Raw genomic sequence first — 24715 nt, forward strand, 5'->3', positions numbered from 1 at the left:
GCGAATACAACCTTATTTAAAATGAAAAAACAGTTATTCGCCCTTCTTTATCTTTATTTCGGCGTCTGCTATTCCCTGATTGCTCAACCATCAACCGGATCTTCGGATCGTATTGCCGCCTTCACGGCTGGCATGGAGCGAAATCCGGGGTTTCTGACCTTCTACTGGGACGCCAAAAAAGGCAAGGTCTGGCTGGAAATCGACAAGTTCGACACCGAGTTGCTGTATTACCCCACGCTGGCACAGGGAGTCGGCTCAAACGACATCGGTCTGGATCGGGGTCGGCTGGGTCAGGAGCATATTGTCCAGTTTCAGCGTAGCGGGAATAAAGTTCTGTTGATTGAGCCGAACTATGCCTACCGCGCTATTACGAGCGATCCGCTCGAACGCCGTGCGGTAGTGGAATCGTTCGCCAAGTCGGTGCACGCGGGTTTTGAGATTGCGGCCGAAGAAGGCAATCGCGTCCTGGTCGATCTGACGCCGTTTCTGATGCAGGACGCTGTTGGAGCCGCGCAGGCCATTGCTCAGACTAAACAAGGTAATTATAAACTAGATCCGACGCGGAGCGCCATGTACCTGCCCCGCTCGAAGGCGTTTCCGCAGAATACAGAGTTTGAAACGATCATTACGCTCACCGGCGATTCGCCCGGCGCTTATCTGCGTGAAGTAGTGCCAACGGCCTCGGTCGTTACCATGCACCAGCACCACTCGTTCGTACAACTGCCGGATGCGGGCTATAAGCCGCGGCTGTTCGACCCGCGTATTGGCTACGGCGGCATGGAATTTTTTGATTACGCCACGCCCGTAAGTCAGCCGATTACCAAACGGTATATCTCCCGGCATCGGCTGGAAAAGAAAGACCCGTCGGCCGCAGTCAGTGAAGCCGTTAAGCCCATTGTTTACTATATCGATCCCGGCACGCCCGAACCGATCCGGTCGGCCCTGATGGAAGGAACCGCCTGGTGGAATCAGGCGTTTGAAGCAGCTGGGTTCCGGAACGCTTTCCAGGTAAAGCTGCTGCCTCCCGATGCCGACCCGATGGATGTGCGCTACAACCTCGTGCAGTGGGTCCATCGCTCAACGCGCGGCTGGAGTTATGGCGCCAGCATCATTGATCCGCGTACGGGCGAAATTATTAAAGGAAAGGTTACGCTCGGCTCGCTGCGGGTTCGGCAGGATTTTCTGATTGCGCAGGGGCTGATCGGGAAATTTGATTCCGATTCGTCGCAGGTCAATGCCATGATGACGATGTCGCTCGACCGGCTGCGGCAACTGGCGGCCCACGAAGTCGGGCACACGCTCGGGCTGCCGCATAACTATATTGCCAGTACGCAGGGCGGCAGTACGTTCGGGCGGGCTTCCGTCATGGATTACCCGACGATGGTCGCTAAAATCCGAAGCGGAGGTCAGTCTGGTCCGGCCATTGATTTATCGGATGCTTATGCGAAAGGTATCGGGGCTTACGATAAGTGGAGCATTCGCTACGGTTACGAGCAGTTTCCGAATGGGGCGAATGAAAAGCAGGAACTGGACAAACTGGTTCAGCAGATGCACGCAGCCGGACTGACATTTCTGACCGATCAGGATGCCCGCCCCGAAGGCTCGGCTCACCCCCTGACGCACCTCTGGGATAATGGCTCCAATGCCATTGACGAACTCAAACGCGTGATGGAAGTTCGGCGCCTGGCGCTGAGCAATTTCACCGAAAAGAAAATTCCGGCCGGAACGCCCATGGCTACGCTCGAAGAAGTCTTTGTGCCGATGTATATGTTTCATCGGTATCAGGTCGAAGCGGCCGCCAAAGTGCTGGGTGGGCAGAGCTACACCAACGCACTGCGGGGCGACCGGAGCACCGGACCGGACCAGCCAGTGCTGGCAACTGTGCCAGCCGCCGAGCAGAAACGCGCGCTAGACGCGCTGCTGCTGACGCTGACGCCCGACGCCCTGGCCGTTCCGGCATCAGTGCTGGCGTTAATTCCGCCCCGGCCGTTTCGGTACAATCCTAATCCGAGAGAGGTTTTTAAACGGCGAACCGGCATTACGTTCGACCCGATGGGGCCACCCGAAGCGGCCGCTGGCATGACCCTGCGGTTTTTACTGAATCCGGAACGCTGCACCCGACTGACCCGGCAGAGCGTTGCCAACGGTCAGATGCCCGATCTGGAAACTGTGCTGACCTCCCTAATCGTGGCTACGTATGGCCCTTCCGGGAAAGGAAGCGAGCCAACGAAAGCAAAAGGCTATGATGCCGAAATCCGCCGAATGGTGCAGCGAAAGCTGGTGGAACACCTGATCCAGCTGGCAGCCAGCAGAGATGTAGACGGGGCTGTACGTTCGGGCGCTCACAATGCGCTGATGACCATCAAAGGGAACTACACCCGTAAATGGGGGGCTAATACAGCCTTCCGCAATACCGACGAGTACGACGATCACCTGCACTGGCTTATTCGGCAGTATGAGCAGAATCCTTCTACTATAGCGAGCACTACGCCCCTCACCCCGCCCGAAGGCGCGCCGATTGATCCCGGTCAGGAGTGGCTGGCCCCGGATTGCGACTGGACCGGATTTGACCGGTAAACGTCAGGGGCGTAACAGCAGCGCGATACGGATTTGAGATGTATTAGGTAAGTCTGTATAATCAGTTTTATTAGCAGCGAAAACCGCATGGGCTAATTTTGGCCGGTGCGGTTTTCGCTGCTAAAGACCAACATACACCCAATTATGAAAAAAACATTAGTTCTGATGGCCGTGCTGAATAGTGGCCTGACCGTTGCGCAGCAGCCAGCATACTCATCGGCAGGTGACACGCTGGCACCCCCCGCCGAACAAACGCAGCGCAGGCCGGGAATGGCAACGCGCCCATCTGCCCTGACTGGCACAACCGGAACTGACAGAAACGAATTAAAATATAACCTCAACGCGTCGGGTTCTCATTTTTTTAAAGTGACGTTCATGAACCAGACGTGGCTCCGGTTCAACCAGAGTAACCCGGGTACTACCGTAGTTCAGGAGCCGAAGGATAATACGTTCGACATCGGCCTGCGCCGGACCCGTATTCAGGCGTTCGGACAAATCAGCAACCATGTGTTTCTGTATTTCCAGTTCGGAATGAATAACTTCAACTACCTGAACGGATTTCCGGCCTTTAATACCAACGGTACGCCGTCGAACCGGAAGGTGGCCGCTTTCTTCCACGATGCCCTTGCCGAATACCTGGTCTTTAAAAACAAGGATTATTTGAAAATTGGGGCTGGACTGACCATTGTCAATGGCCTCTCACGCTTTAGCCAGCCGAGTGTTACGAGCATTGTGAGCATGGATGTTCCGGTGTTCGCGCAGGCTACGGTGGATCAGACTGACCAGTTTTCGCGGAAGCTGAGTCTTTACGCCCGGGGGCAGGTCGGCCCGGTTGATTACCGCGTGGCCATCAGTGACCCGTTCCCGATTCAGACCAGTGGGGCCACTCCGCCAACGCTGGGAAGCACCTCGAACTTTGCCCTAAAAGGTCACAAAAAGCAGTTTCAGGGCTTATTCCTGTATCAGTTCTTCGATAAAGAAGCCCATCAGACTCCTGGCTATATGACCGGTACGTACCTTGGTAAGAAGAAAATCCTTAACCTCGAAGCTGGCTTTATCACGCAGAAAAACGCGATGTGGCGCCGGGAGGGAACAACTGATACAACTTACCAGAATCTGGATCTATGGTCAGTGGCTACGTTCCTCGATATGCCGGTTAACCGGGCTACGGGTACGGCAGTCAATGCGTATCTAGGCTATTTCAATCTGGACTACGGCACGGATTACCTGCGCTTCAACGGAATCATGAATCCCGCCAGCGGCACCAAGCAGTCGGTGGGCGGGCTGAGCGGAACGCAGGGGAATGCGTTCCCGATGTTCGGTACGGGAAAGGTTGTGTACGGTCAGTTTGGTTACCTGATGCGGCAGGATTTGTTTGGTGGCGGTAGAGGAACGCTGCTACCTTACGTTCAGGCTCAGCTGGGAAATTATCAGCGCGTAACGCAGACAATGGGCGTTTATAACCTTGGTGTCAACTATCTGATCAACGGGCACAATAGCAAACTGACGCTCGACTATCAGAATCGCCCGTATTACGAAACGTCCGGAACCCAGATTGCACCGGCGGGCCGGCGGGGCCAGCTGGTGCTGCAGTATCAGGTATTTATTTAGGCAACCTGCCCGGAGCAGACGTAAAAAACCGCTGGCGGGCCCGCCAGCGGTTTTCATAAAGTTCGGTACTATACGCCGATGTTCAGCGTACTCAGTACGTTATTCATATTCCGAACGGCGTCGGCTGATTTGTTGAAAGCCGCCTGCTCTTCGTCGTTCAGTTTATAGTCGATAATTTCTTCCCAGCCATTTCTTCCCAGCACCACCGGCACGCCGAGGCAGATGTCTGACTGACCGTATTCTCCTTCCAGCAATACGCAGGACGGAATGACGCGCTTCTGATCGCGCAGGATGCTTTCAACCATGTAGGCTCCAGCCGCGCCGGGTGCATACCAGGCCGACGTACCGATCAGTCCCGTGAGCGTTGCTCCGCCAACCATCGTATCAGCCGCTACTTTTTTCAGCGTTTCCTCGTCGAGAAACTGGCTTACCGGTACGCCTGCCTTCGTGGCCAGACGCGTCAGCGGAATCATGGTTGTATCGCCATGTCCGCCAATCACCGACGCCTGCAGATCGTTAGGTGAGCAGTTGAGCGCCAGCGACAGATACGTTTTGAAACGGGCCGAATCCAGGGCACCGCCGAGGCCAATTACCCGATTTTTTGGCAGACCCGACGCTTTCAGCGCCAGGTAAGTCATCGTGTCCATCGGGTTCGAAATAATGACAAAAATGGTGTCGGGTGAGTGTTTCAGAATGTTCTCCGTTACCCCTTTTACAATGCCCGCGTTGATACCGATGAGGTCCTCGCGGGTCATGCCCGGCTTGCGGGGCAATCCCGAAGTGATCACCACTACATCCGAACCGGCTGTTTTTTCGTAATCATTTGTAGAACCCGTCAGTTTTACGTCGCAGTCGAGCAGCGTAGAGGCCTGGAGCATATCGAGGGATTTCCCTTCGCTGATGCCTTCCTTGATGTCTAGAAGAACGACTTCATGGGCAAGTTCCCGGCGGGCGATGTTGTCGGCGCAGGTGGCTCCAACGGCCCCGGCACCTACTACGGTGACTTTCATACAGTAATCGGAATTAAAGGGTTAACAACGAGCGCAAAGTACGGTTCTGCTTGGAGACAAACCAAAGGACACCGGCACAAACTTCTGTCCCGTAAATCGGTTTATGGACTTTTTGGAGAAATATTTTGTTAAAGGGTCTGAGATGGAGACATGGCAGTTTTATGGACCGGCTCCCGGAACTCATCATTCAACGTTTTTCGATAACTCAATGGCTAACAAGCATCTTATAACTCGGATTTTGAGTTCGATTTTTTTTAAGCGGGCCAATATCGGCGCCGTTCGCTACGCACGTAATACCCGGAGTCTGCTGGGATTGATCCGCGATGCGCTCGACAAAAGCGGTAGCTTATCGGGCAAGAATGTTGCGGCTTTCCGGGAGCAGCTGGGTATCGTAACCCGATTACTGAAAGCCTATGCCTCTGGTGAATATCGCCAGTTGCCCTGGAAAACGCTGATTCGGGTGATTGCCGTTCTGATCTATTTTGTTTCACCAATCGATATTCTGCCTGACTTTCTGCCCATCGTGGGTATCTCGGACGACATAGCTCTGATGCTCTGGTTATTCAGCGGCATCAAAGACGACATTGACAAATTTCGGCAGTGGGAGGTTGCGTTCACAACCCCCTCTGATGAAGCGCCCCGGCGCCAGACCATTAAAATTGGGTAGACGAAATATAGTAGAAATAGTTTCACCTGGTTTTAATAGATTATAACACAATAGTTTCTTAATTTTGCATACATTCAAATCCGAAGAATCATGATTTCTGCAAGCATTTTAGCGTTTATGGGTTTGGGCGGTCAGGAGATGATCTTTATTTTCCTGGCATTGCTCCTGTTGTTCGGCGCAAAAAAGATTCCCGAACTGGCACGGGGACTTGGTAAAGGTATCCGCGAGTTCAAAGACGCTACTAAAGATGTGCGCGAGAACATCGAAGATAGCCTGAAAGAAACAGACACGACGAAATAAGCTATTTTGTTCATAGACAGACAACTGAGTCGCTCCGTATAGGACCTGCTCAGTTGTCTGTTTTTAGTTTGTCGTTCGTAGCGGGTGGAGTTTAGAGTCGTTTTCCCGATTCATAAACCGCCCGCTACGAACGACAACCGTTTACCAAAGGCCTCCTCTTGTTTTGACGCTCTACCGATCCTTTTCCGCCGTTCAGTCCGATCTTAAAACCGGCATAATTACCTGCCGCCGACTGGTAGAACAGTACCTTGTTCGTATTGACGAGCACCAGCACCTGAACGTCTTTACCGAAGTTTACACTGACGAAGCCCGGCAGCAGGCCGACGCAGTTGATCAGAAGCTAACCAATGGCTCCGCTGGCCGACTGGCCGGGATGGTCATCGGAATTAAAGACGTGCTGAATTATGCGGGGCACAGTGTCCGGGCGGGCAGTAAAATCCTGGATGGTTTTACGGCACAGTTTACGGCGACGGCCGTGCAGCGGCTGATCGACGAAGACGCCATCATTATTGGGCGGCAGAACTGCGACGAGTTTGCGATGGGCTCCTCGAACGAAAATTCGGCGTTCGGGCCGGTTCGTAACGCCGTTGACCCCGAGCGGGTGCCGGGTGGTTCCAGTGGTGGCTCGGCGGTAGCGGTGCAGGCCGGATTATGTCTGGCCAGTATCGGCTCCGACACGGGCGGCTCGGTACGTCAGCCGGCCGCGTTCTGTGGCGTGGTAGGCCTGAAGCCTACGTATGGCCGCATCAGCCGCTGGGGTCTGATTGCCTACGCATCGTCGTTTGATTGCATTGGCCCTATTGCCAACACCGTTGAGGATGCCGCGCTCCTGCTCGAAGTTATGGCGGGACCCGATGATTTTGACAGCACCGTATCCAGTCGGCCCGTTGCGTCTTACTCTCAGACTTCTCTGCCCGATCGGCCTCTGCGCATCGCTTACCTCCGCGACGGCGTCGAAAGCGAAGGTGTAGACGCCAGCGTCCGCGAAGCCACCCAGCGTACCATTGATGACCTCCGGGCGATGGGGCATATCGTTGAGCCGGTTGAGCTGTCGCTGCTCTCCTCTCTGCTTCCTACCTACTACATTCTGACTACGGCTGAAGCCTCCTCGAACTTATCCCGTTTTGATGGCGTACGGTATGGTCACCGGAGTACATCAGTTACGGACCTTTTGTCGTTGTACAAAAAAAGTCGGACAGAGGGCTTCGGGCCGGAAGTACGTCGGCGGATTCTGCTCGGTACATTCGCCCTGAGCGCCAGTTATTACGACGCATATTACACAAAAGCGCAGCAGGTTCGGCGGCTCATCCGGGAAGAAACCGAGCGTGTTTTTGCGCAGTATGACTTTCTGCTGTCACCCACGACGCCAACGCCGGCCTTCAGATTAGGAGAGAAAACGGACGATCCGCTTCAGATGTACCTGGCCGATATTTTTACGGTGCAGGCTAACGTAGTGGGGTATCCGGCCATTTCGATCCCGAACAGCAGCGACGGGGTTTCAGAAGCGCAGGTGGCGCTGCCGATTGGTGTACAAATAATGGCTCCGCCTTTTGCCGAAGGGGCGCTGGTTGCGCTGGCCAGGACCTTGGAAGAGAGCCGATTAGTCACCAAAGGTTAGAGATTGAGTTTTTTTGCTTTCTAGTAAAGGCAAGCTGTAAATCCAGCGGCCAGCGATACGTAACATGAACCTAACCTAACAGATAAACCGCATGACGCATCAGAACCGTAACCTGTTCCGAATCGGGGTACTCTGTGCCGTGCTCGGCCTGACGATTGGGGCTCACGCCGAGATAGTTTCTCAAACGGACACGACAATCGTTCAGAAAGATACGGTTGCCGCCGTACCAACGGTGCCGGACAGTCTGCTTCGTGAACGGCTAACCAAACTGGAGAAAGATATTCCGCTGCCCTATCATAAATCCGTTCAGAGTTACGTCGACTACTTCGCCTTCCGGAAGGCAAGTTATACGCGCACCATGCTCGAACGGATGCCGATGTTCTTTCCACTTTACGAGCGAATGCTGGCTCAGTACGGTCTGCCCGATGAACTGAAATATCTTTCTATCGTGGAATCGGCGCTGAACCCACGGGCCATTTCACGGGCCGGAGCAGGGGGGCTCTGGCAGATCATGCCCGGCACAGGACGCGACCTGCGACTGTACCAGGATGATTACGTTGATGAGCGCATGGACCCTGTTAAGGCGACCGAAGCGGCCTGTAAATACCTGCGTGATCTGTATAATATTTTCGGTGACTGGCACCTGGCACTGGCGGCTTACAACAGCGGGCCGGGTACGGTGAAGCGAGCCATGCGTCGTTCCGGGGGCGATTCGTTCTGGACAGTTTATGAGCAACTGCCCCAGGAGACGCGGGCTTACGTCCCGCAATTCATCGCCATTACCTATCTGATGAATCACGCTAATGATCACGGTATTTTTGGCGAGAATTTTGAGCACCCCATCCCAACCGATACCATTCAGATCACGGGTTATTTCAATCTGGAGACGTTTGCCAAACATAGTACAGTGCCCCTGGCCGACCTGCAGAAGATGAATCCTGCCGTGACGACGACGATTCTGCCTGAATACACGAACCGATACCCGCTGCGGGTGCCCCGTCAGCAGTTTGCTTATTTCTCCAGTCATCGGCGGGCCATTATGGATTCGGCGAGTCAGCTGCCGGTTGCGATGCCGCATATTCTGCTGGCTCATGCGGAGAATATACGTTACGGTACTGATTCAATGGAAACCTGGGCCTCATTGAGCAGCAACCCGCTTGCGGGTATGAGCCTGGAAGAAACACCCGCAGAAGGTGAGGAGACGGTAGCGTCGGCAAAAGATAAAAAAGTGGCTGCCGAATCGGGAGATGAAGTTGAAGAAGATATTGAGACAGTTGTAGCTCACAAGCCCAACAAGCAGTTATACGTTGTGAAGCGGGGCGACAACCTGGGGGATATTGCTGAGCGCTACGGTGTCGAACTGTATGATCTGAAACGCTGGAATCATCTGCGCTCCAGTACCCTCCAGCGGGGACAGAAACTGGTCATTCTGAAAGAGGTTGCCGAAACGCGGACCGAGCGGCTAGCCGATCAGGGCACAGCCAAGGCGCGCAAGAAGGCAGAAGTGGCGACCCACGCCAAACGCTACAAGCCTCGCTATCACCGCGTGCAGGACGGTGATACGCTCTGGAACATCACGCAGCGGTACGACGGGCTAACCATCGATCGGCTCAAAAAAATGAACCATATCCGGGGCAACTCCCTCCGGCCTGGCCAGAAGCTGATTGTGGGATAGGCCCTGGTATACGCGCTTTTACCCATGACTCTCCCGTGCGAAAGTCATGGGTTTTTTGTATCTTTACTAATTCTAACTGCTTCAAAAACAAGCCATTTCTTACCTGAATGATTGCTTATTTAGACGGATTGTTATCCTATAAAGAACCAACGTATTCGATCATCGATGTGCACGGTGTAGGATATGCCGTTCATACATCTTTACAAACTTACGCAACACTTCCCGGCGGGGGGAGCGGGTCAAACTGTTTATACATCATCTGTTTCGCGAAGATTCGCAAACGCTGTATGCGTTTGCTACGGCCGACGAAAAGAGTCTGTTTCTGGACCTGATCGGCGTGTCGGGCGTGGGGCCAAACACGGCGCTGGGTATGCTGTCGGCTATGCAGCCAGCCGATCTGCGGCTGGCTATTCTGGGCGAAAACGTCCGGGCGGTGCAGGCCATCAAAGGCATCGGTGCCAAGACGGCCCAGCGGATTATTCTCGAATTACGCGACAAAATGAAGCGGGCCGGTGTCGTACCCGACGGACCAACGTACCGTCAGCAACCAGCCGCCAACCCTGTGCGGGAGGAGTCACTGGCCGCGTTGGTAGCGCTGGGCTTTCCGAAACCAACCGCCGAAAAAAGCGTGGATGATGCCCTCAAGGCCGATCCGAACCTGACGGTTGAAGAAGTGATCCGGCGCGCACTGCGCTAAGCAGCTAAGTATTGGCTCCGTGGCCTGTGTTTTTATGGGCCACGGACAAGTCAACCCATTCAGAAAATCGCTCCCTAGCCAGTCCCGTCTGCTGGTTTCTTCATGTACTGGTAATTTACGTATCTGAGAAATAGTTGCTTTTTGCTTAGCTTTACGGTTACTCTGATAAAAAAGCAGGCTATAGGCGCGCAATGGCCTACCGCATAAAAAATCTAGTAAAACCTTAGACGATTGGCCTGATTTCGGCCGTTTAGGAGAAAGACGTGCCGTACGCTACCCATACTGAACTTTATAGTACCCCAATGGTGAACCCTTACCTTGTTCACAAGTCCTTAACCAGCACTCATCTTCCAGCCGCGCATCCGCTTCTGTCCCGACAGACCAGATGGTTGTTTTTCGTGGTGTGGTTTATGGTCGGGATGGGCGTAGCCGTTGGCCAGAATCAGCCTAATACAACACCTGCTCGGCGGGGAGCCGCTAACCGGCGGCAACAGGCTGCCGTTGATTCGGCACGGACCGATGCCCGCCGACGGGCGTTAGCACGGGCCGACTCCATCAAGCAGGCCATTCAGAACCGGAACGACAGTATCCGGGCGGCCCGCAGCGCAAACCGACGGCCTACCGTCAACTGGCCCGACCGTCGGGCTACGCGCTTTTCGGAACGGTCGTCCAAGTCGCCCTTTATTCTACGCGATCCCAAAGGGGTCGCTACCGATTTCCAGCTTTCTCCCGACGGGCGCATTGGCGTGTCGGAACGCGTTCGTTCGGGCGTGTCGTTATCAGGCGCCCCTACGCCGAACAGCGTACAGGGCCGAACCGACAATGTCGGCGTTACGCCGGGCGGTGTAACCCCCGTCTTTCCTGATGCAGCCGCACCCAGTACTACCCCACCGGGTACGATCTCGCCTGGCATACCTACGCCTGGTCTGGCTCTGCCGCCTTCGCAGTACGGAATGCCCTACCGACCCGCCGAGACGATTCCGTATTCAACGTATAATCAACTACAGAACCAGCGCGTTGAGCAAAGCCTCTGGCGTGAATACGGCGCCCGGCGCGATGGACAGAGTGCGCTGAGCGGACGCGGTCTGTTTCCAAAACTCGAACTGCCGCCTGTGGTCGATCGGCTGTTTGGCGGAAGCCAGGTAGACTTTAAGCCCAATGGCTTTGTTACGCTCGATTTCGGCTATCTCTACCAATTCATTGATAACCCCGTTATTCCGGTGCGGCAGCGTCGCAACGGCAACTTCCTGTTCAACGAGCAGATCAGCATCAACTTCAACGGTAAGATTGGCGAAAAGCTGGGCGTGCTGGCCAACTTCGACACCAAAGCCAGCTTCAATTTCGAGAACGCGCTCAAAGTAAACTACCGGCCGGGTGGCGGACTACCCGCGTTTGGCTCCGGACAGGGGCTGCCGGGCTTACCGCAGAATCCGCTGAACAACCTGCCCGGTGTGCCGGGTGTGAATGGGCAGACGCCGGGCATACCGGGCTTTACACCCCAGAATGAAAGCATCCTGCAGGGGCTGGAAGTGGGTAACATTAGCTGGGCCGTCAATAGCCAGTTGATTCCGGGGGTGCAGAACCTGTTCGGGATTAAGTCGCAGTTGCGGTTTGGTAAGCTGAACGCTACGTTGGTGGCATCGCAGCAGCGGTCGCGCAAGAACGAGATTGTGCTGCGGGGCGGTACGTCGAACCGGCCGTTTGAAATCCGGGCCGACCAGTACGATGAAAACCGACACTTCTTCCTGTCGCAGTTCTTTCGCTCCATTTACGAACAGTCGCTGCGGTCGCTGCCGCAGGTGACGTCGGGGGTGAATGTTACGCGGGTCGAGGTATACGTGACTAACCGTACCAATACCACCGAAACGCTACGGAACATTGTTGGTTTTCAGGATTTGGGCGAAGGACGGCCCTATAGTGCTAACAACCCGAATCTGCAGCCGATTAATGGCCGGTCGCCCGCCGACAATGCTGCCAATGGACTGTATGCCCGGCTAACCAGCAATAGTCAAAGCCCAATTCGGGAGGTTGACCGCACCTCCGAAGTTTTAACGTCGACCTATGGTCTGACTAAAGGAACTGACTTCGATGTGCTGCGGGGAGCCAAACGACTAACCGATCGTGAGTTTAAGCTACAACCTGAACTGGGTTATATTTCGCTCGTTACACCCTTGCGTAACGATGAAATTCTGGCGGTTTCCTACGAATACACCTATCAGGGCCGACGGTATAAAGTAGGTGAACTGACGGAGGACTATCAGGCGCGTCGGGACGATGAGGTGCTGGTGCTGAAGCTGCTGAAGTCGGCCACGCTGCGCAACAACCTGCAACTGCCGATGTGGAACCTGATGATGAAGAACATCTACTCGCTCAACACGGCGCAGATTACTCGGCAGGGGTTTCAGTTGCGGATTATCTATAAGGATGACCTGACGGGCATTGACAACCCGAACCTGCAGGAAGGTCGCCGGTTGCAGAACCGGCCGCTGGTGCAGGTGTTCAATATGGACCGGCTCAATCAGCAGCTTGATGCGCAGCCCGACGGTAACTTCGATTACGTTGAGAACCTGACAATTGATAGCCGCTACGGTAAAATCATCTTTCCAGTACTGGAGCCGTTCGGCTCATATCTGGAGCGGCAGTTTGACCCCGACGAAGATGCTTTGAAGTCGAAGTATGTCTTTAATCAGCTTTACCGCACCACGCTGGCCGACGCCCAGCAGATTGCTGATAAGAACAAGTTTTTCCTGCGGGGCTCGTTCCAGTCGGGTAACGGGGCGGAGGTTCAGCTCCCCTACGGCGTCAATGAGCAGTCGGTGACCGTTACGGCCGGTGGCGTACCGCTGACGCCGGGGCAGGATTTTGTGCTGGAAAGCCAGACGGGCCGGTTGCGGATTATCAACGAGAGCGTAACCAACTCCGGCCGCGAAATCCGGATCAGCTACGAACAGCCCGATCTGTTCCAGAATCAGATTCGTTCGCTCATCGGTACGCGGCTGGATTATGCGATTAGTCCCGACATAAGCCTGGGACTGACGGCCATGCACATGAAAGAAACGCCCGCCGGTTACCTGACCCGGGTGGCGATTGGCAATGAGCCGGTCAACAACACCATTCTGGGCGTCAATGCCAACATCCGTAAAGATGTGCCGGGGCTGACGCGCCTGCTGGATCGCCTGCCGCTGGTGCAGACCAAAGAGCCGTCGACCATCCAGTTCAATGGAGAAGTCGCGCAGCTGCTGCCCGGCACGAACCCCCGCGCCCGGAATGAAAGCTATCTGGACGACTTCGAAGCCGCCCGGACGATCTTTGACCTGACGCGCCAGCCGACGCGCTGGCGGCTGGGTGCAACGCCCCAGCAGTTCCCGCAGGGCACATTCCAGAATCCGCTGGAGTCGGCCTACAACCGGGCGCGTATCTCGGTTTATTCGGTTGACCCGTCGCTGTACACGCCCGGCGCACAGGGCGTTGTGTCAAATATTGACCCCGACGAAGTGAAACGGTACGTGTATGAACGTTACTTTCTGCCGCAGGATATTTTCCCCGGCCGGTCGGTGCGGCCCGTGCAGCTACCCGAAAGTATTCTGGATGTAGCCTACTTCCCAAGCGAACGGGGCATGTATAACTACAACCCGAATCTGAGAGCTGACGGAACATTGAACAACGACCCCCGACGTAACTTCGGATCGGTAACGCGGGCCATTGCATCGGATATTGACTTCGACAACGCCAACATTGAGAATATGACCTTCTGGCTGATGGACCCCTTCGTAGGGGGCGAAGCTGGCAAGGTGCGGGGTAACGCTGACGATTCAAAAAACCGCAACAACACAACGGGCGGCAAGCTCGTATTTAACCTCGGTGATATTTCGGAGGATGTGGTGAAGGACAGTCGGTATGAATTTGAAAACGGCTTCCCGGTTAATGACGATACGCTGAACGTTCGGGTTCGGGGCACTGAAACGACAGCCTGGGGAAAAGCGCCCAAGCAGCAGTTTGTTACGAACGCTTTTCAGAGCGGAGCGCGGGACCGGCAGGATATTGGGCTGGACGGACTCGACAGCCGGAATGCCAAAACCGAGCAGCAGTTTTTCCAGAGTTACCTGAATACGGTACGTACGCGGGTAACCGACCCGGCGGCCCTGGCGGCTATTGAGCAGGACCCGTCGAACGACGATTTCAAGTTCTATCTGGGCGAGGAGGCCGATCAGCAGAAATACGTGGTGGCCCGGTATAAGCAGTATATGGGTATGGAGAACAACTCCCCCGAGAATACGTCGACGAACCAGTTCCTGACACCCGCATCCACGACGTTGCCTGACATTGAAGACCTGAATATTGATAATACCATCAACGATAACGAAGCCTATTACGAATACGAACTGGACCTGCGTCCCGGTAAACTACAGGTAGGGCAGGGGTACATTGTCGATCAGGTCCAGGTGCAGTCGGAAGGAGCGCCGGGCGGGGTGGTGACGTGGTATCAGTTCCGAATTCCCATCCGCGAATACCTGCGGAAGGTGGGCAGCATCAATGGGTTCAAATCCATTCGTTTCCTGCGGATGTACCTGACCGACTTCCAGCAGCCCGTGGTTATGCGTTTCGCGCAGTTGCAGATGGAAGCCAACCAGTACCGGAAATACACCGGCGATCTGAACCAGCGCGGTTTGCAGGAAGTGCCCGAACCGTACGACGCTAACTTTACGGTTTCGACGGTCAACATCGAAGAAAACAGCAGCCAGCAGGCATCCGTGCAGGGTGGGGCCAAATACATTTATACCGTACCGCCGGGCTACCAGCGCGACCGCGATTATACGCAGGTCAGCACCGTTCAGCTAAACGAACAGTCCATGCGGATGAGCGTAACGAACCTGCGCGATGGCGATTCGCGGGGCGCCTTCCGGAATACGAACATTGACCTGCAGTTCCGCAAGACGATCAAGATGTTTATCCACATGCACAACCCCGACAACGAAAGCGGTCAGGTGTCGGCGTTTGTGCGGCTCGGTACAGATTACACGGATAACTATTACGAGATTGAAATTCCGCAGCTCCTGGCGACGCCCAGCGGTCTGACCGGCGATGCGGAAAATGATGAGGCTCTGCGGCTCCAGGTCTGGCCCGTTGCCAACGAGCTCGATCTGGCGCTGGAGGAACTCATTAACCTTAAAACCGAACGTAACCGGCAGCTAACCCGCCGAACTTCGTTACCGTTTTCGCTCATGTCGGCCAACGGAAAGTACCGGCTGACGGTGGTTGGTAACCCGGACCTAAGTTCAGTGCAGTCAATCATGATCGGGATGCGCAACCCCAAATTGAATGGCGATGGCGAACGGCCAAAAACGTTTACGATCTGGGTCGATGAACTGCGGGCCAACGGTTACGATCAGCACGCGGGCGTGGCGGCCATCGGGGCGCTGAATATGAAACTCGCCGACCTGGCTACGGTGACGGCTTCCGGCCGGATTACGACCTTTGGTTTCGGTGGGGTACAAACCCGCATTGGCGATCGTACCCGCGAAACAACCGCTGAGTTTGGACTATCGTCGGCGATTGCGGTCGATAAATTCCTGCCCGAAAAGTGGGGGTTCCGGATTCCGCTTTACGTGAACTACGACCATCGGAACGTAGACCCGCATTTCAACCCGCTCGATCCGGATACGCCCCTGGATAAGTCACTGTCGGCCATTGACGACCTGACCGAGCGGAGTAACTACCGCCGACTCGTGCAGGATAACACGACGCGCCGGGGGTACAATTTCTCGAACGTTCGCAAGGTCAAGACGGGGCCAAACGCCAAGTCGCATTTTTACGATTTTGAAAATCTGGCCTTTACGTATGCCTTCAACGACACTAAACGCAGCAATATCCTGACCGACGAGTACCTGCAGCGTCAGCAGCGGGGCGGTGTTTCATACACCTACAGCGGCCAGCCCCGAGCGTTTGAGCCATTCCGTAACAAAGCGTCGTTCGAAGCCCCGTACCTGCGCTGGCTTAAGGATTTCAACCTGACCCTGCTGCCGTCGCTGGTGTCCATCCGGACCGATCTGGACCGGAGCTTTATCAAAACCCAGCTTCGCTCGTCGGACCTGACAACGGATGGTATCGTACCGCAGTTTGAGAAGTATTTCCTGTTCAACCGCTACTACGATCTGACGTGGAACCTGACGCGCAACCTGGTCGTGACTTATAAGGCGCAGGCCAACTCGGTCATCGACGAACCGGCGGGCGACATCAACTCACAGGCCAAGCGCGACTCGATTCTGAACAGCATCAAACACCTCGGTCGGCTGAAAAACTTCGTGCAGGATATCCGGGCAACGTACCGCCTGCCGCTGGACAAGATTCCGCTGCTGGACTGGATCGCGGCTGATGCCATTTACGGCGTGGGCTACCAGTTTCAGGCCAATTCGTTCGGTATTGCCGATTCATCGAACGTACCGTTTGGCAACATCCTGCGCAATAACCGGGAGCGGGGACTGACGGGACGGGTAGATTTGATTCGGTTGTACAACAAAATCCGGTACCTGCGCTTTGCCAATACGCCCGCGCCGGTTCGCAAAAACTTTGCCCGTAACCCCGGCGATATTGAAGAGATTGACCGGAGCGAAAGTAAAGTCCTCAAAAACTTCACACGGGCTTTATTGACGGTGCGCGGTATCAACTTCTCCTACACGGTACAGGAATCGACAATTTTGCCCGGCTTCCTGCCGACGCCCAAGTTCTTCGGTCTGGCTCAGAACAACGCGCCGGGGCTGGGATTTGTGCTGGGCAGTCAGGATCGAACCATCCAGTACCGGGCCGCTGATCGGGGGTGGTTATCGCCAAGTATCGTGCAGAACAACGCCTTCCAGCAAACGATTGCCAAGAACTTCAACGCCCGCACGACGCTGGAGCCGTTCCGGGATTTTCGGATGCAGGTCGAATGGCGGCTGACCCGTTCAGATGCGTACCAGGAGTATTACCGGCCAGGCACGCTGGGTGGGCCGTTTGAGACGCAGACGCCAGTTAGAAACGGCCAGTTCAGCATGTCGTTCTGGTCGTTCCGAACCGCATTCATCGGGCTGCGGAGTAACAGCACCTCGCCTATTTTTGACCGCTTCGAGAGTTACCGACAGTACTTCATCGACAAGCTGACGCAGGCGAATCCTGAAACGCGTGGTCGGTACACCAAAACCTCGCAGGACGTATTGATCCCGGCCTTCTTTGCGGCTTATAGTGGGCAGCCCATTGAGAAAGCGAAACTGTCGCCGTTCTACAGTTTTCCACTGCCGAATTGGCGAGTGGATTACAATGGTCTATCGGGCCTGGGCTTTATCCGGAAACAGTTCAGTGCGTTTACGATCACGCACAGCTATACGTCCAACTACAGCGTCGGCAACTTCATTTCGAACCTGGATTATGGTGCGGCTTACGTCAATCTGGCGGTGCAGGGATATCCGCTGGCGGCTGCGGTCAACCAGTTGGGGCAGTTCGTGCCGGTGTTTGCCATGAGCACCATCACCATGTCGGAGAAGTTTGCGCCCATGCTGGGGGTGCAGTTCCAGACGCGGAACCGCATCAGTGGACGCCTGGAATACAACCAGAGCCGCGACATTGCCCTAAGCCTGTCGAACGCGCAGGTGGCCGAGCTGACCAACAAAGACCTGACGGCATCGGTCGGCTTTACGCGGCAGAACGTCCGGATTCCGTTCCGCATCAATGGCGCATACAAAAAACTGAAGAACGATCTGACGTTCTCCTGCAACCTGACCTTCCGCGATACGCGGGCTATCCAGCGTAAACTGGATGCCGAGCAAATCATTACGGCCGGAAACGTTAACTTCCAGTTACGTCCGCAGGTCAGTTATATCGTCAGCCGCCGGTTGAATTTCAACCTGTATTTCGACCGGACGTTCAACGATCCGCTCGTCTCGAACTCGTTCCGCCGGGCCACCACATCGGGCGGGGTGCAGGTGAAATTTAATCTGGCTGAGTAAGCCAATACGCCAACAATCCCCCGGTTTGCCGGTTGAGTTTATGAGACTTCAACTAAACAAACCATGAACTACAATTTTCTGGGGAATACGGGCGTACTGGTTTCTGAAATCTGCCTGGGTACAATGACATTTGGGGGCGAGGGGCATTGGAAGGCAATGGGCCAGCTTCAGCAGGACGCCGTTAACGATATCGTGAAAACGGCCATTGATAACGGCATCAACTTTATTGATACGGCCAATGTGTACTCGTTCGGCCAGTCGGAAACGCTGCTGGGTCAGGCCCTTAAAACCTTAGGGCTGTCGCGCGACGAACTGGTGATTGCCACCAAAGTACGCGGCCGGATGGGCGAAGGCAAAAACCAGGTTGGCTTGGGTCGTCTGCAGATTCAGCAGCAGATTGAAGGCAGCCTCAAACGCCTGCAGCTCGATCATGTTGATCTCTACCAGATTCATGGTTTCGATCCTATAACCCCGCTGGAAGAAACCATGCGGGGGCTGGAAGACGTTGTTCGGAGCGGGAAGGTCCGCTACATTGGCTGTTCTAACCTGGCGGCCTGGCAGGTGATGAAAGCAAACGGCATCGCCGAGAAAAACGGCTGGACGAAGTTTGTCTCCACGCAGAATTATTATTCCATTGCCGGGCGAGACCTCGAAAACGAGATTGTGCCGATGGTGCAGGATCAGCATATGGCTATTCTGCCCTGGAGTCCGCTGGCGGGTGGTTTTCTGTCGGGCAAGTACACCCGTACCAACAAGCCCGAAGGCGATTCGCGCCGACTGGAGTTTAACTTTCCGCCCGTCGATCAGGAAAAGGCCTACGACATCATCGAAGCGATGGAGCCAATTGCCGAAGCCCATGGCGTATCGGTTGCCCGAATCGCGCTGGCGTGGGTGCTGGCTCAGCCGGGCGTAACAAGCGTCATTATCGGCGCAAAAAACACCGATCAGCTTCTCGATAATATCAAAGCGGCCGAGCTGAGCCTGACTACCGAGCAGCTGGAAGACCTCAACGAAGTGAGCGCAACGGCCAAACCGTATCCGCAATGGATGATCCAGCGTCAGAGTAACGATCGGCTGGGGCCGGCTAACTTCGCACCGAGTCAGGCCGTAGCCGCCAAGTAGACCAGTTCGGGGCCGGAACGTGTTTGCAAATCCGGCCCCGGATTCCGTATTTTGTGCCTGTAAAAAATCGCCCCGCAATGAATTTTCCCGCAGAACTAAGTTATACGCAGGATCACGAGTGGATACGGATTGAAGCCGACGGTACGGCAGTGATTGGTATTACGGATTTTGCCCAGCATGAATTGGGCGATATCGTTTACGTAGACATCACGGCCATTGGCCAGTCGCTTTCAAAAGGAGAGGTATTTGGTTCCGTTGAAGCTGTCAAAACCGTTTCAGACCTGTTTTTGCCGATTGATGGCGAAGTGCTTGAACTGAATCCGGCTATCGAGAAAACTCCCCAGCTGCTGAATGAAGACCCGTATGGCGAAGGATGGATCATCCGGCTGAAGCCCAGCGATGCCGGACAGAAAGATGACTTGTTGAGCGCCGAAGCGTATCAGGAGTTGGTTGGCGCCTGATTTTATTGATAACAACGTAGAGAGGCTCCGGTACAGGGGCCTTTTTTTTAGACACTCACTTACCACGGCCCCTCGCCTGAAAAGCGGGGATCAATCCATGCAATTCCTGATTCGTTCCGCTCGCTTTGTTGACTCCACCTCCTCGTTCGATGGACAGATTGCTGACCTGCTGATCGAAAACGGCCTGATTCGGAAAATTGGCCAAAATCTGTCTGTCGATGAAGGTACTCGCGTCATTGAAGCCAACAACCTGCACGTTTCGCCCGGTTGGGTAGATATGCGCGTGTCGGCGCAGGACCCCGGTTATGAACATAAGGAAGATCTGACGAGCGTATGCCGGGCAGCTGCGGCCGGTGGCTTTACGGACATTGTCGTGCTGCCCAACACTCAGCCGGTGGTCGATGCGAAGGGAACACTCGGGTATGTCCGTCGCATGTCTGAGGGCCAGCCCGTGAGCGTACACGTTGTGGCGGCTATCACGAAAAAAGCCGCCGGAGAAGACTTTACGGAGATGCTGGATCTACACCATGCCGGAGCCATCGCCTTTTCGGACGGGCATCACCCACTTCAGAACCCTGACCTGCTGCTCAAAACCCTGCAGTACCTGCATCCCATCAACGGCTTACTCATCAACCGTCCCGAAGAAACCCTGCTGACTCGCTTCGGGCAGATGCACGAAGGGGTTCAAAGCACGCTCCTGGGGCTAAAGGGAATGCCGGCCCTGGCCGAAGAACTGATGATTGAACGGGATCTGCGTCTGCTGGATTACGTTCTGAGCGGTAATCCGCAGATCGAAAACGATACAGAGACACCAGCCAGCCGGTTGAGTAAGCGTGGGCCGGCGCTTCATTTTACGACCATTTCCTCGGCTCGGTCGGTAGAGTTGATCCGGCAGGCTAAAGCGCAGGGCTTACCGGTTAGCTGCGACGTAGCGGTTCACCAACTCGTGTTCGACGATTCGGCGCTGGCCGGGTTTGACACAAACCTGAAAGTGAACCCACCGTTCCGGTCAGTGGAGGACGTAGCCGCGCTCTGGGCGGGTCTGGCCGATGGTACCATCGACGCCATTGTGTCGGACCATACGCCACAGGATGCCGAAAGCAAAAACCTGGAGTTCGACCAGGCCGAGTTTGGCATTATCGGCCTTGAAACCGTCTTTGGGGCTGTCAGAACGAATAATCAGGGCTTGTCGCTGGCTCAGCTCATTGACAAACTCACTACGCAGCCCCGGCATATTCTGCGGCTTCCGGCAGTAACGCTCGCCGAAGGACAGTCTGCCAGCCTGACGCTCTTTCAGCCTGATGAGCCTTGGACCTTTAGCCGGACTCTGTCTAAATCGAAAAACTCACCCTTTCTGGGGCAGACACTGACCGGCCGTGTGGTTGGCACCATTCACCAGGGCCAGTTTAATCATAACGCATGAAAGCAATCATCGCTTACTTCAATCACCCGCTGCTGAAAATCCCGCTGCTGGCCGGACTGCTGACGGGTGCTTTATGTTTTCTGTACTTCCTGGCGCTTTATGCCGTTGGCGTACCGGCTCTTGGTAATATCCGGGTGCTGGATTACGGCATCCACATCATCGTCATGATTGCTACGGTTTGGTACTACCGTAAATCCATCGGGCAGGGACGGTTGCACCTCTGGGAAGGCCTCACGATTGGTTACGTACTCAATACCGTAGCGGCTCTGGTGACGGGCTGGCTCATTTACCTGTTCGTAACCCAGATCGATCCCGACGTATTTGCGCAGTACGTTGTGAACTCAAAGAAGCTGCTGTTGGAAGGGAAAAAGCAGATCACGGATCAGTTCGGTTCCGAAACGTTCGATGAGCAGTGGAGCAAAGTAAGCAACATGACGCCGGGCGTACTGCTGCCCGATGAGCTGACGAAAAAAACGGCCCTGGCTGTACTACCAGTTCTGATTATTTCGCTTATTTTCCGTAAGCAGGATTACAGCGTTCTGCAGTAAGCCCGCAAACCGGCTCCTATCGTCTAAACCAGTTTAAACCTACCGGGCGGATACGTCCAGACCATTGCCGATGAATGAAGAACCTTCAACTGCCCGCGTTGCCCTCAAATGGGGGTTAATTCTGGGTGTCGCCCAGATTCTGTTCTCAACATTTCTGTTTCTTACGGATGGCATCGGTAATGCCTCACTGGGCTATGTTTCCTACGCGCTCAGCATTGCTGGTATTGTACTGGTAATGCGTGATTTTCGGACGCTGAACGGCGGCTATATGAGCTATGGACAGGGCCTGAGCCTGGGAACGCTGACGGCTGCCGTTTCAGGATTCTTATCCAGTTTATTCTCGGTGTTCTACATGACCGTAATCGACACGGGCGTCATGGGGCGGGTTATTGAGAAAACCCGTGAACAGTTAGAAGACCGGGGGGTTCCGGACGATCAGATCGATCAGCAGATGCAGGTCGTACAGATGTTTCAGAGCCCCGGTCTGCTGTTTGTGTTTGGGATCATTGGAGCGGCCATCGGCGGACTTATTTTTTCGTTGATTATTGCTGCGTTTATGCGCCGGAACCGGGCCACTCCGTTTGAATAAATAGATTCCTTGCTGAGCGAAGCAGATAGGTCTGCGTAGGCTCGGTTGCTGCTATCCCAATTACCAAGAACGTGCTGGCTATTTTTCGCAAAGAAATTAATCAATTCTTCTCGTCGCCCATTGCCTACATCATCATGGCCGTGTTCCTGACGGCGGTAGGGTTGCTCTTATGGGTTTTTCCCGATACGAGTCTGCTCGAAAACGGCTATGCCGATATGGGCACGTTTTTCAACCTGACGCCCTACGTCATGCTGTTTCTGGTGCCGGCCGTAACGATGCGTTCCATTGCCGACGAACGGCGAGCGGGCACCCTCGAATGGCTGCTTACCAAACCTGTGAGCCGGTGGAGCGTAGTTGTGGGTAAGTTCCTGGCGAGCTGGCTGCTGGTTGCGCTGACGCTCCTGCCCACACTGCTGTATTATTTTACGCTCTATCAACTCGGTTCTCCCGTCGGCAATATTGACTCGGCCGGGGTGTTTGGCTCCTATATCGGGCTGTTGCTATTAGGGGGAGTGTTTGTCGCCATTGGCCTGTGGGCATCCTCGCTCAACGACAATCAGGTGGTGGCTTTCGTGCTGGGGGTGTTTTTCTGCTTTCTGCTTTATGTAGGGTTAGGTGCCCTGGCGGGGTTAAGCGCCGTGGGCGGCCTTGGCTATTATCTATCGTATTTTGCGCTGGACGAACAGTACCGGGCTCTCGGCCGGGGTCTGATCGACTCCCGTAATCTTGTTTATTTGCTAAGTCTAATCATTTTTTTTCTGCTGCTGACTGTCAATCGGCTGCACGTGAGCCGCTGATCTGAATTCGCCGGGTACCCTTAACGGCCGACTGAGTTCTTGAGGAATCGTTTCGTTCATAAACTACTACACCATGAATAATCCGACACTACGCCGGGCTGCTGCTATCGCCTGGACACTCATTATGTTATGGGGCTGTTTATTGCCGGGTCCTAAAGTACCCCGGATTATGGCCTGGCATGATAAGTTGATGCACGTCGTTATTTTCGTTCTGTTTAGTGTGCTCTGGATGCTGGCCCGGCCAGGAGGGCGCACCAACTGGCCCGATCGGGCCGGAGCAATCCGTGTATTGCTGGCCGGCCTGGCATTCGGCATCATCATCGAGGTATTGCAGTATACGCTACCCATTCGCCGGTCGGGTGACGTAGAAGACGTAATTGCCGACTTTGCGGGCGCGCTTCTCGGCGTAGGTGTGATCTGGCTTGGACAGACCATGCTAAAAAGAAGTGATGTGAGCCGCTAACAAATCACCGGTAGGGGAGTTCAACTTACTAAAGGACAGAAGCAGAACTGTCGATAGCCCGGTGGTTAATTTGACCGTTCTGCTAAATTCAATCCAGACAGCGGGTCGGGGTTTCGGAAAAAATCACCAATTTGACCGCTCAAATCATTGATCGTTATGCACATTGGATTTATTGGCTTAGGTAAAATGGGGTATAACCTCGTTAGCAACTTAGTCCGCCACGGCCACACTGTTGTTGGTTATGACATTAACGAAACCTTAGTTGAAGCGATAAAAAGCGAAGGAGCGCAGGGCGTTAACTCACTGCAGGACCTGTATCAGGCGCTTCCCGAGAAACGGATTTTATGGCTGATGATACCCGCCGGCCCACTGGTTGATAACGTAATTGAACAGTTGCTGGCTATAATGCAGCCCGGCGACGTGGTCATTGATGGTGGTAACTCGCACTATCAGGACTCACTTCGGCGCTATAAATACTTAAAAGAAAAAGGCATTGGTTTTCTGGACTGTGGCACCAGCGGAGGCATCAGCGGAGCCCTTAACGGCGCCTGCACCATGGTTGGTGGTGACAATGAGGTAATTGAACCACTGCACGAAGTATTCCGCCAGCTTTCGGTCGAGGGGGGCTACCTGCACACCGGGCCAGCCGGCAGTGGACACTTTACCAAGATGGTTCATAACGGCATTGAATACGGTATGATGCAGTCTATTGCCGAAGGGTTCGAGGTGCTGCAGAAAAGCCAGTTTCCGCTCGATTTTGCGGCTGTTGCCCATATGTGGAGTAACGGCTCTGTGATTCGCGGCTGGCTGATGGAACTGACCGAAAAGGCGTTCCGGAAAGACGCAAAACTGGATGAAATTCAGGGGCGGATGTTTTCCTCTGGTGAAGGCAAGTGGACGCTCGAAACCGCGCTGGATCTGGGTGTACCAACGCCGGTTATTGCACTTTCGCTTATTATGCGTTACCGCTCGCTGCAGGATGATACCTTCACGGGGAAAGTTGTTGCCGCCTTGCGGAACGAGTTTGGGGGGCACGCCGTCGCGAAAAAATAAATTTTCGACGGTAGTCGTCATTCAAATAGTGGTTTATACGTTATTTAATATATGTTTACGGGTTCGGGCAGTTTCGATTGTCGTTCAGGGGCAATCGAAACTGCCCGAACCCGTTTTTTTAACCC

16 protein-coding genes and 1 pseudogene are annotated in these 24715 nt (G+C 54.6%); 16 read left to right on the top strand and 1 reads right to left on the bottom strand.

What is annotated here, in order from left to right:
• Positions 1 to 21: 21 nt before the first annotated feature.
• A complete protein-coding gene (locus HNV11_RS02880) occupies positions 22 to 2577 on the top strand; it encodes a zinc-dependent metalloprotease (RefSeq protein ID WP_171738224.1) in 2556 nt (851 codons plus the stop codon).
• A 144-nt stretch (positions 2578 to 2721) separates the two neighbouring features.
• On the top strand, positions 2722 to 4188 hold the full coding sequence (locus HNV11_RS02885; RefSeq protein WP_171738225.1) for a hypothetical protein: 1467 nt from the start codon (positions 2722 to 2724) through the stop codon (positions 4186 to 4188).
• A 68-nt stretch (positions 4189 to 4256) separates the two neighbouring features.
• Here the strand turns inward: HNV11_RS02885 and mdh are convergent, their stop codons facing one another.
• Positions 4257 to 5198 (bottom strand): malate dehydrogenase, encoded by a 942-nt coding sequence (mdh, locus tag HNV11_RS02890; RefSeq protein ID WP_171738226.1) that lies wholly within the window; start codon positions 5196 to 5198, stop codon positions 4257 to 4259.
• 208 nt (positions 5199 to 5406) lie between these two features.
• Between mdh and HNV11_RS02895 the strand changes: the two genes are divergently transcribed.
• From HNV11_RS02895 to gnd, 14 genes and pseudogenes are all read left to right on the top strand, one after another.
• Positions 5407 to 5865 (top strand): YkvA family protein, encoded by a 459-nt coding sequence (locus tag HNV11_RS02895; RefSeq protein WP_171738227.1) that lies wholly within the window; start codon positions 5407 to 5409, stop codon positions 5863 to 5865.
• Between the two features lie 90 nt (positions 5866 to 5955).
• Positions 5956 to 6165: a Sec-independent protein translocase subunit TatA/TatB gene (locus HNV11_RS02900; protein ID WP_171738228.1), complete on the top strand. Its 210-nt coding sequence runs from the start codon at positions 5956 to 5958 to the stop codon at positions 6163 to 6165.
• Positions 6166 to 6328: 163 nt separating this feature from the next.
• The gene (gatA, locus tag HNV11_RS02905; RefSeq protein ID WP_171738229.1) at positions 6329 to 7783 is read left to right on the top strand and encodes an Asp-tRNA(Asn)/Glu-tRNA(Gln) amidotransferase subunit GatA; all 1455 of its coding nucleotides are present in this window, start codon (positions 6329 to 6331) and stop codon (positions 7781 to 7783) included.
• Positions 7784 to 7874: 91 nt separating this feature from the next.
• Positions 7875 to 9458, top strand: coding sequence for a lytic transglycosylase domain-containing protein (locus HNV11_RS02910; protein WP_171738230.1), 1584 nt, complete (start codon positions 7875 to 7877; stop codon positions 9456 to 9458).
• Positions 9459 to 9565: 107 nt separating this feature from the next.
• A pseudogene (gene ruvA, locus HNV11_RS02915) lies at positions 9566 to 10155 on the top strand (Holliday junction branch migration protein RuvA).
• Positions 10156 to 10457: 302 nt separating this feature from the next.
• Positions 10458 to 18134: a T9SS outer membrane translocon Sov/SprA gene (gene sov, locus HNV11_RS02920; RefSeq protein WP_171738231.1), complete on the top strand. Its 7677-nt coding sequence runs from the start codon at positions 10458 to 10460 to the stop codon at positions 18132 to 18134.
• Positions 18135 to 18197: 63 nt separating this feature from the next.
• Positions 18198 to 19256: an aldo/keto reductase gene (locus tag HNV11_RS02925; RefSeq protein WP_171738232.1), complete on the top strand. Its 1059-nt coding sequence runs from the start codon at positions 18198 to 18200 to the stop codon at positions 19254 to 19256.
• Between the two features lie 77 nt (positions 19257 to 19333).
• A complete protein-coding gene (gene gcvH / locus HNV11_RS02930) occupies positions 19334 to 19717 on the top strand; it encodes a glycine cleavage system protein GcvH (protein WP_171738233.1) in 384 nt (127 codons plus the stop codon).
• Between the two features lie 97 nt (positions 19718 to 19814).
• Complete coding sequence (locus HNV11_RS02935) at positions 19815 to 21140, top strand: dihydroorotase (protein ID WP_171738234.1); 1326 nt, start codon at positions 19815 to 19817, stop codon at positions 21138 to 21140.
• A complete protein-coding gene (locus tag HNV11_RS02940) occupies positions 21137 to 21688 on the top strand; it encodes a DUF4199 domain-containing protein (protein WP_171738235.1) in 552 nt (183 codons plus the stop codon). Before HNV11_RS02935 ends, HNV11_RS02940 begins: the two co-directional genes overlap by 4 nt.
• A 70-nt stretch (positions 21689 to 21758) precedes the next feature.
• On the top strand, positions 21759 to 22277 hold the full coding sequence (locus HNV11_RS02945) for a DUF4199 domain-containing protein (protein ID WP_171738236.1): 519 nt from the start codon (positions 21759 to 21761) through the stop codon (positions 22275 to 22277).
• Between the two features lie 71 nt (positions 22278 to 22348).
• Entirely contained in the window at positions 22349 to 23074 is a 726-nt protein-coding gene (gldF, locus tag HNV11_RS02950) for a gliding motility-associated ABC transporter permease subunit GldF (RefSeq protein WP_171738237.1), read from the top strand.
• A 73-nt stretch (positions 23075 to 23147) separates the two neighbouring features.
• Positions 23148 to 23537: a VanZ family protein gene (locus tag HNV11_RS02955; protein ID WP_171738238.1), complete on the top strand. Its 390-nt coding sequence runs from the start codon at positions 23148 to 23150 to the stop codon at positions 23535 to 23537.
• A 156-nt stretch (positions 23538 to 23693) separates the two neighbouring features.
• The gene (gene gnd, locus HNV11_RS02960) at positions 23694 to 24590 is read left to right on the top strand and encodes a phosphogluconate dehydrogenase (NAD(+)-dependent, decarboxylating) (RefSeq protein WP_171738239.1); all 897 of its coding nucleotides are present in this window, start codon (positions 23694 to 23696) and stop codon (positions 24588 to 24590) included.
• Positions 24591 to 24715: the final 125 nt, after the last annotated feature.

Source organism: Spirosoma taeanense, assembly GCF_013127955.1.
GTDB classification, from domain to species: domain Bacteria; phylum Bacteroidota; class Bacteroidia; order Cytophagales; family Spirosomataceae; genus Spirosoma; species Spirosoma taeanense.

Coding starts and splice junctions, on each gene's coding strand:
- HNV11_RS02880 (WP_171738224.1), top strand. CDS start 22: ATGAAAAAACAGTTATTCGCCCTTCTTTATCTTTATTTCGGCGTCTGC.
- HNV11_RS02885 (WP_171738225.1), top strand. CDS start 2,722: ATGAAAAAAACATTAGTTCTGATGGCCGTGCTGAATAGTGGCCTGACC.
- mdh (WP_171738226.1), bottom strand. CDS start 5,198: ATGAAAGTCACCGTAGTAGGTGCCGGGGCCGTTGGAGCCACCTGCGCC.
- HNV11_RS02895 (WP_171738227.1), top strand. CDS start 5,407: ATGGCTAACAAGCATCTTATAACTCGGATTTTGAGTTCGATTTTTTTT.
- HNV11_RS02900 (WP_171738228.1), top strand. CDS start 5,956: ATGATTTCTGCAAGCATTTTAGCGTTTATGGGTTTGGGCGGTCAGGAG.
- HNV11_RS02910 (WP_171738230.1), top strand. CDS start 7,875: ATGACGCATCAGAACCGTAACCTGTTCCGAATCGGGGTACTCTGTGCC.
- sov (WP_171738231.1), top strand. CDS start 10,458: ATGGTGAACCCTTACCTTGTTCACAAGTCCTTAACCAGCACTCATCTT.
- HNV11_RS02925 (WP_171738232.1), top strand. CDS start 18,198: ATGAACTACAATTTTCTGGGGAATACGGGCGTACTGGTTTCTGAAATC.
- gcvH (WP_171738233.1), top strand. CDS start 19,334: ATGAATTTTCCCGCAGAACTAAGTTATACGCAGGATCACGAGTGGATA.
- HNV11_RS02935 (WP_171738234.1), top strand. CDS start 19,815: ATGCAATTCCTGATTCGTTCCGCTCGCTTTGTTGACTCCACCTCCTCG.
- HNV11_RS02940 (WP_171738235.1), top strand. CDS start 21,137: ATGAAAGCAATCATCGCTTACTTCAATCACCCGCTGCTGAAAATCCCG.
- HNV11_RS02945 (WP_171738236.1), top strand. CDS start 21,759: ATGAATGAAGAACCTTCAACTGCCCGCGTTGCCCTCAAATGGGGGTTA.
- HNV11_RS02955 (WP_171738238.1), top strand. CDS start 23,148: ATGAATAATCCGACACTACGCCGGGCTGCTGCTATCGCCTGGACACTC.
- gnd (WP_171738239.1), top strand. CDS start 23,694: ATGCACATTGGATTTATTGGCTTAGGTAAAATGGGGTATAACCTCGTT.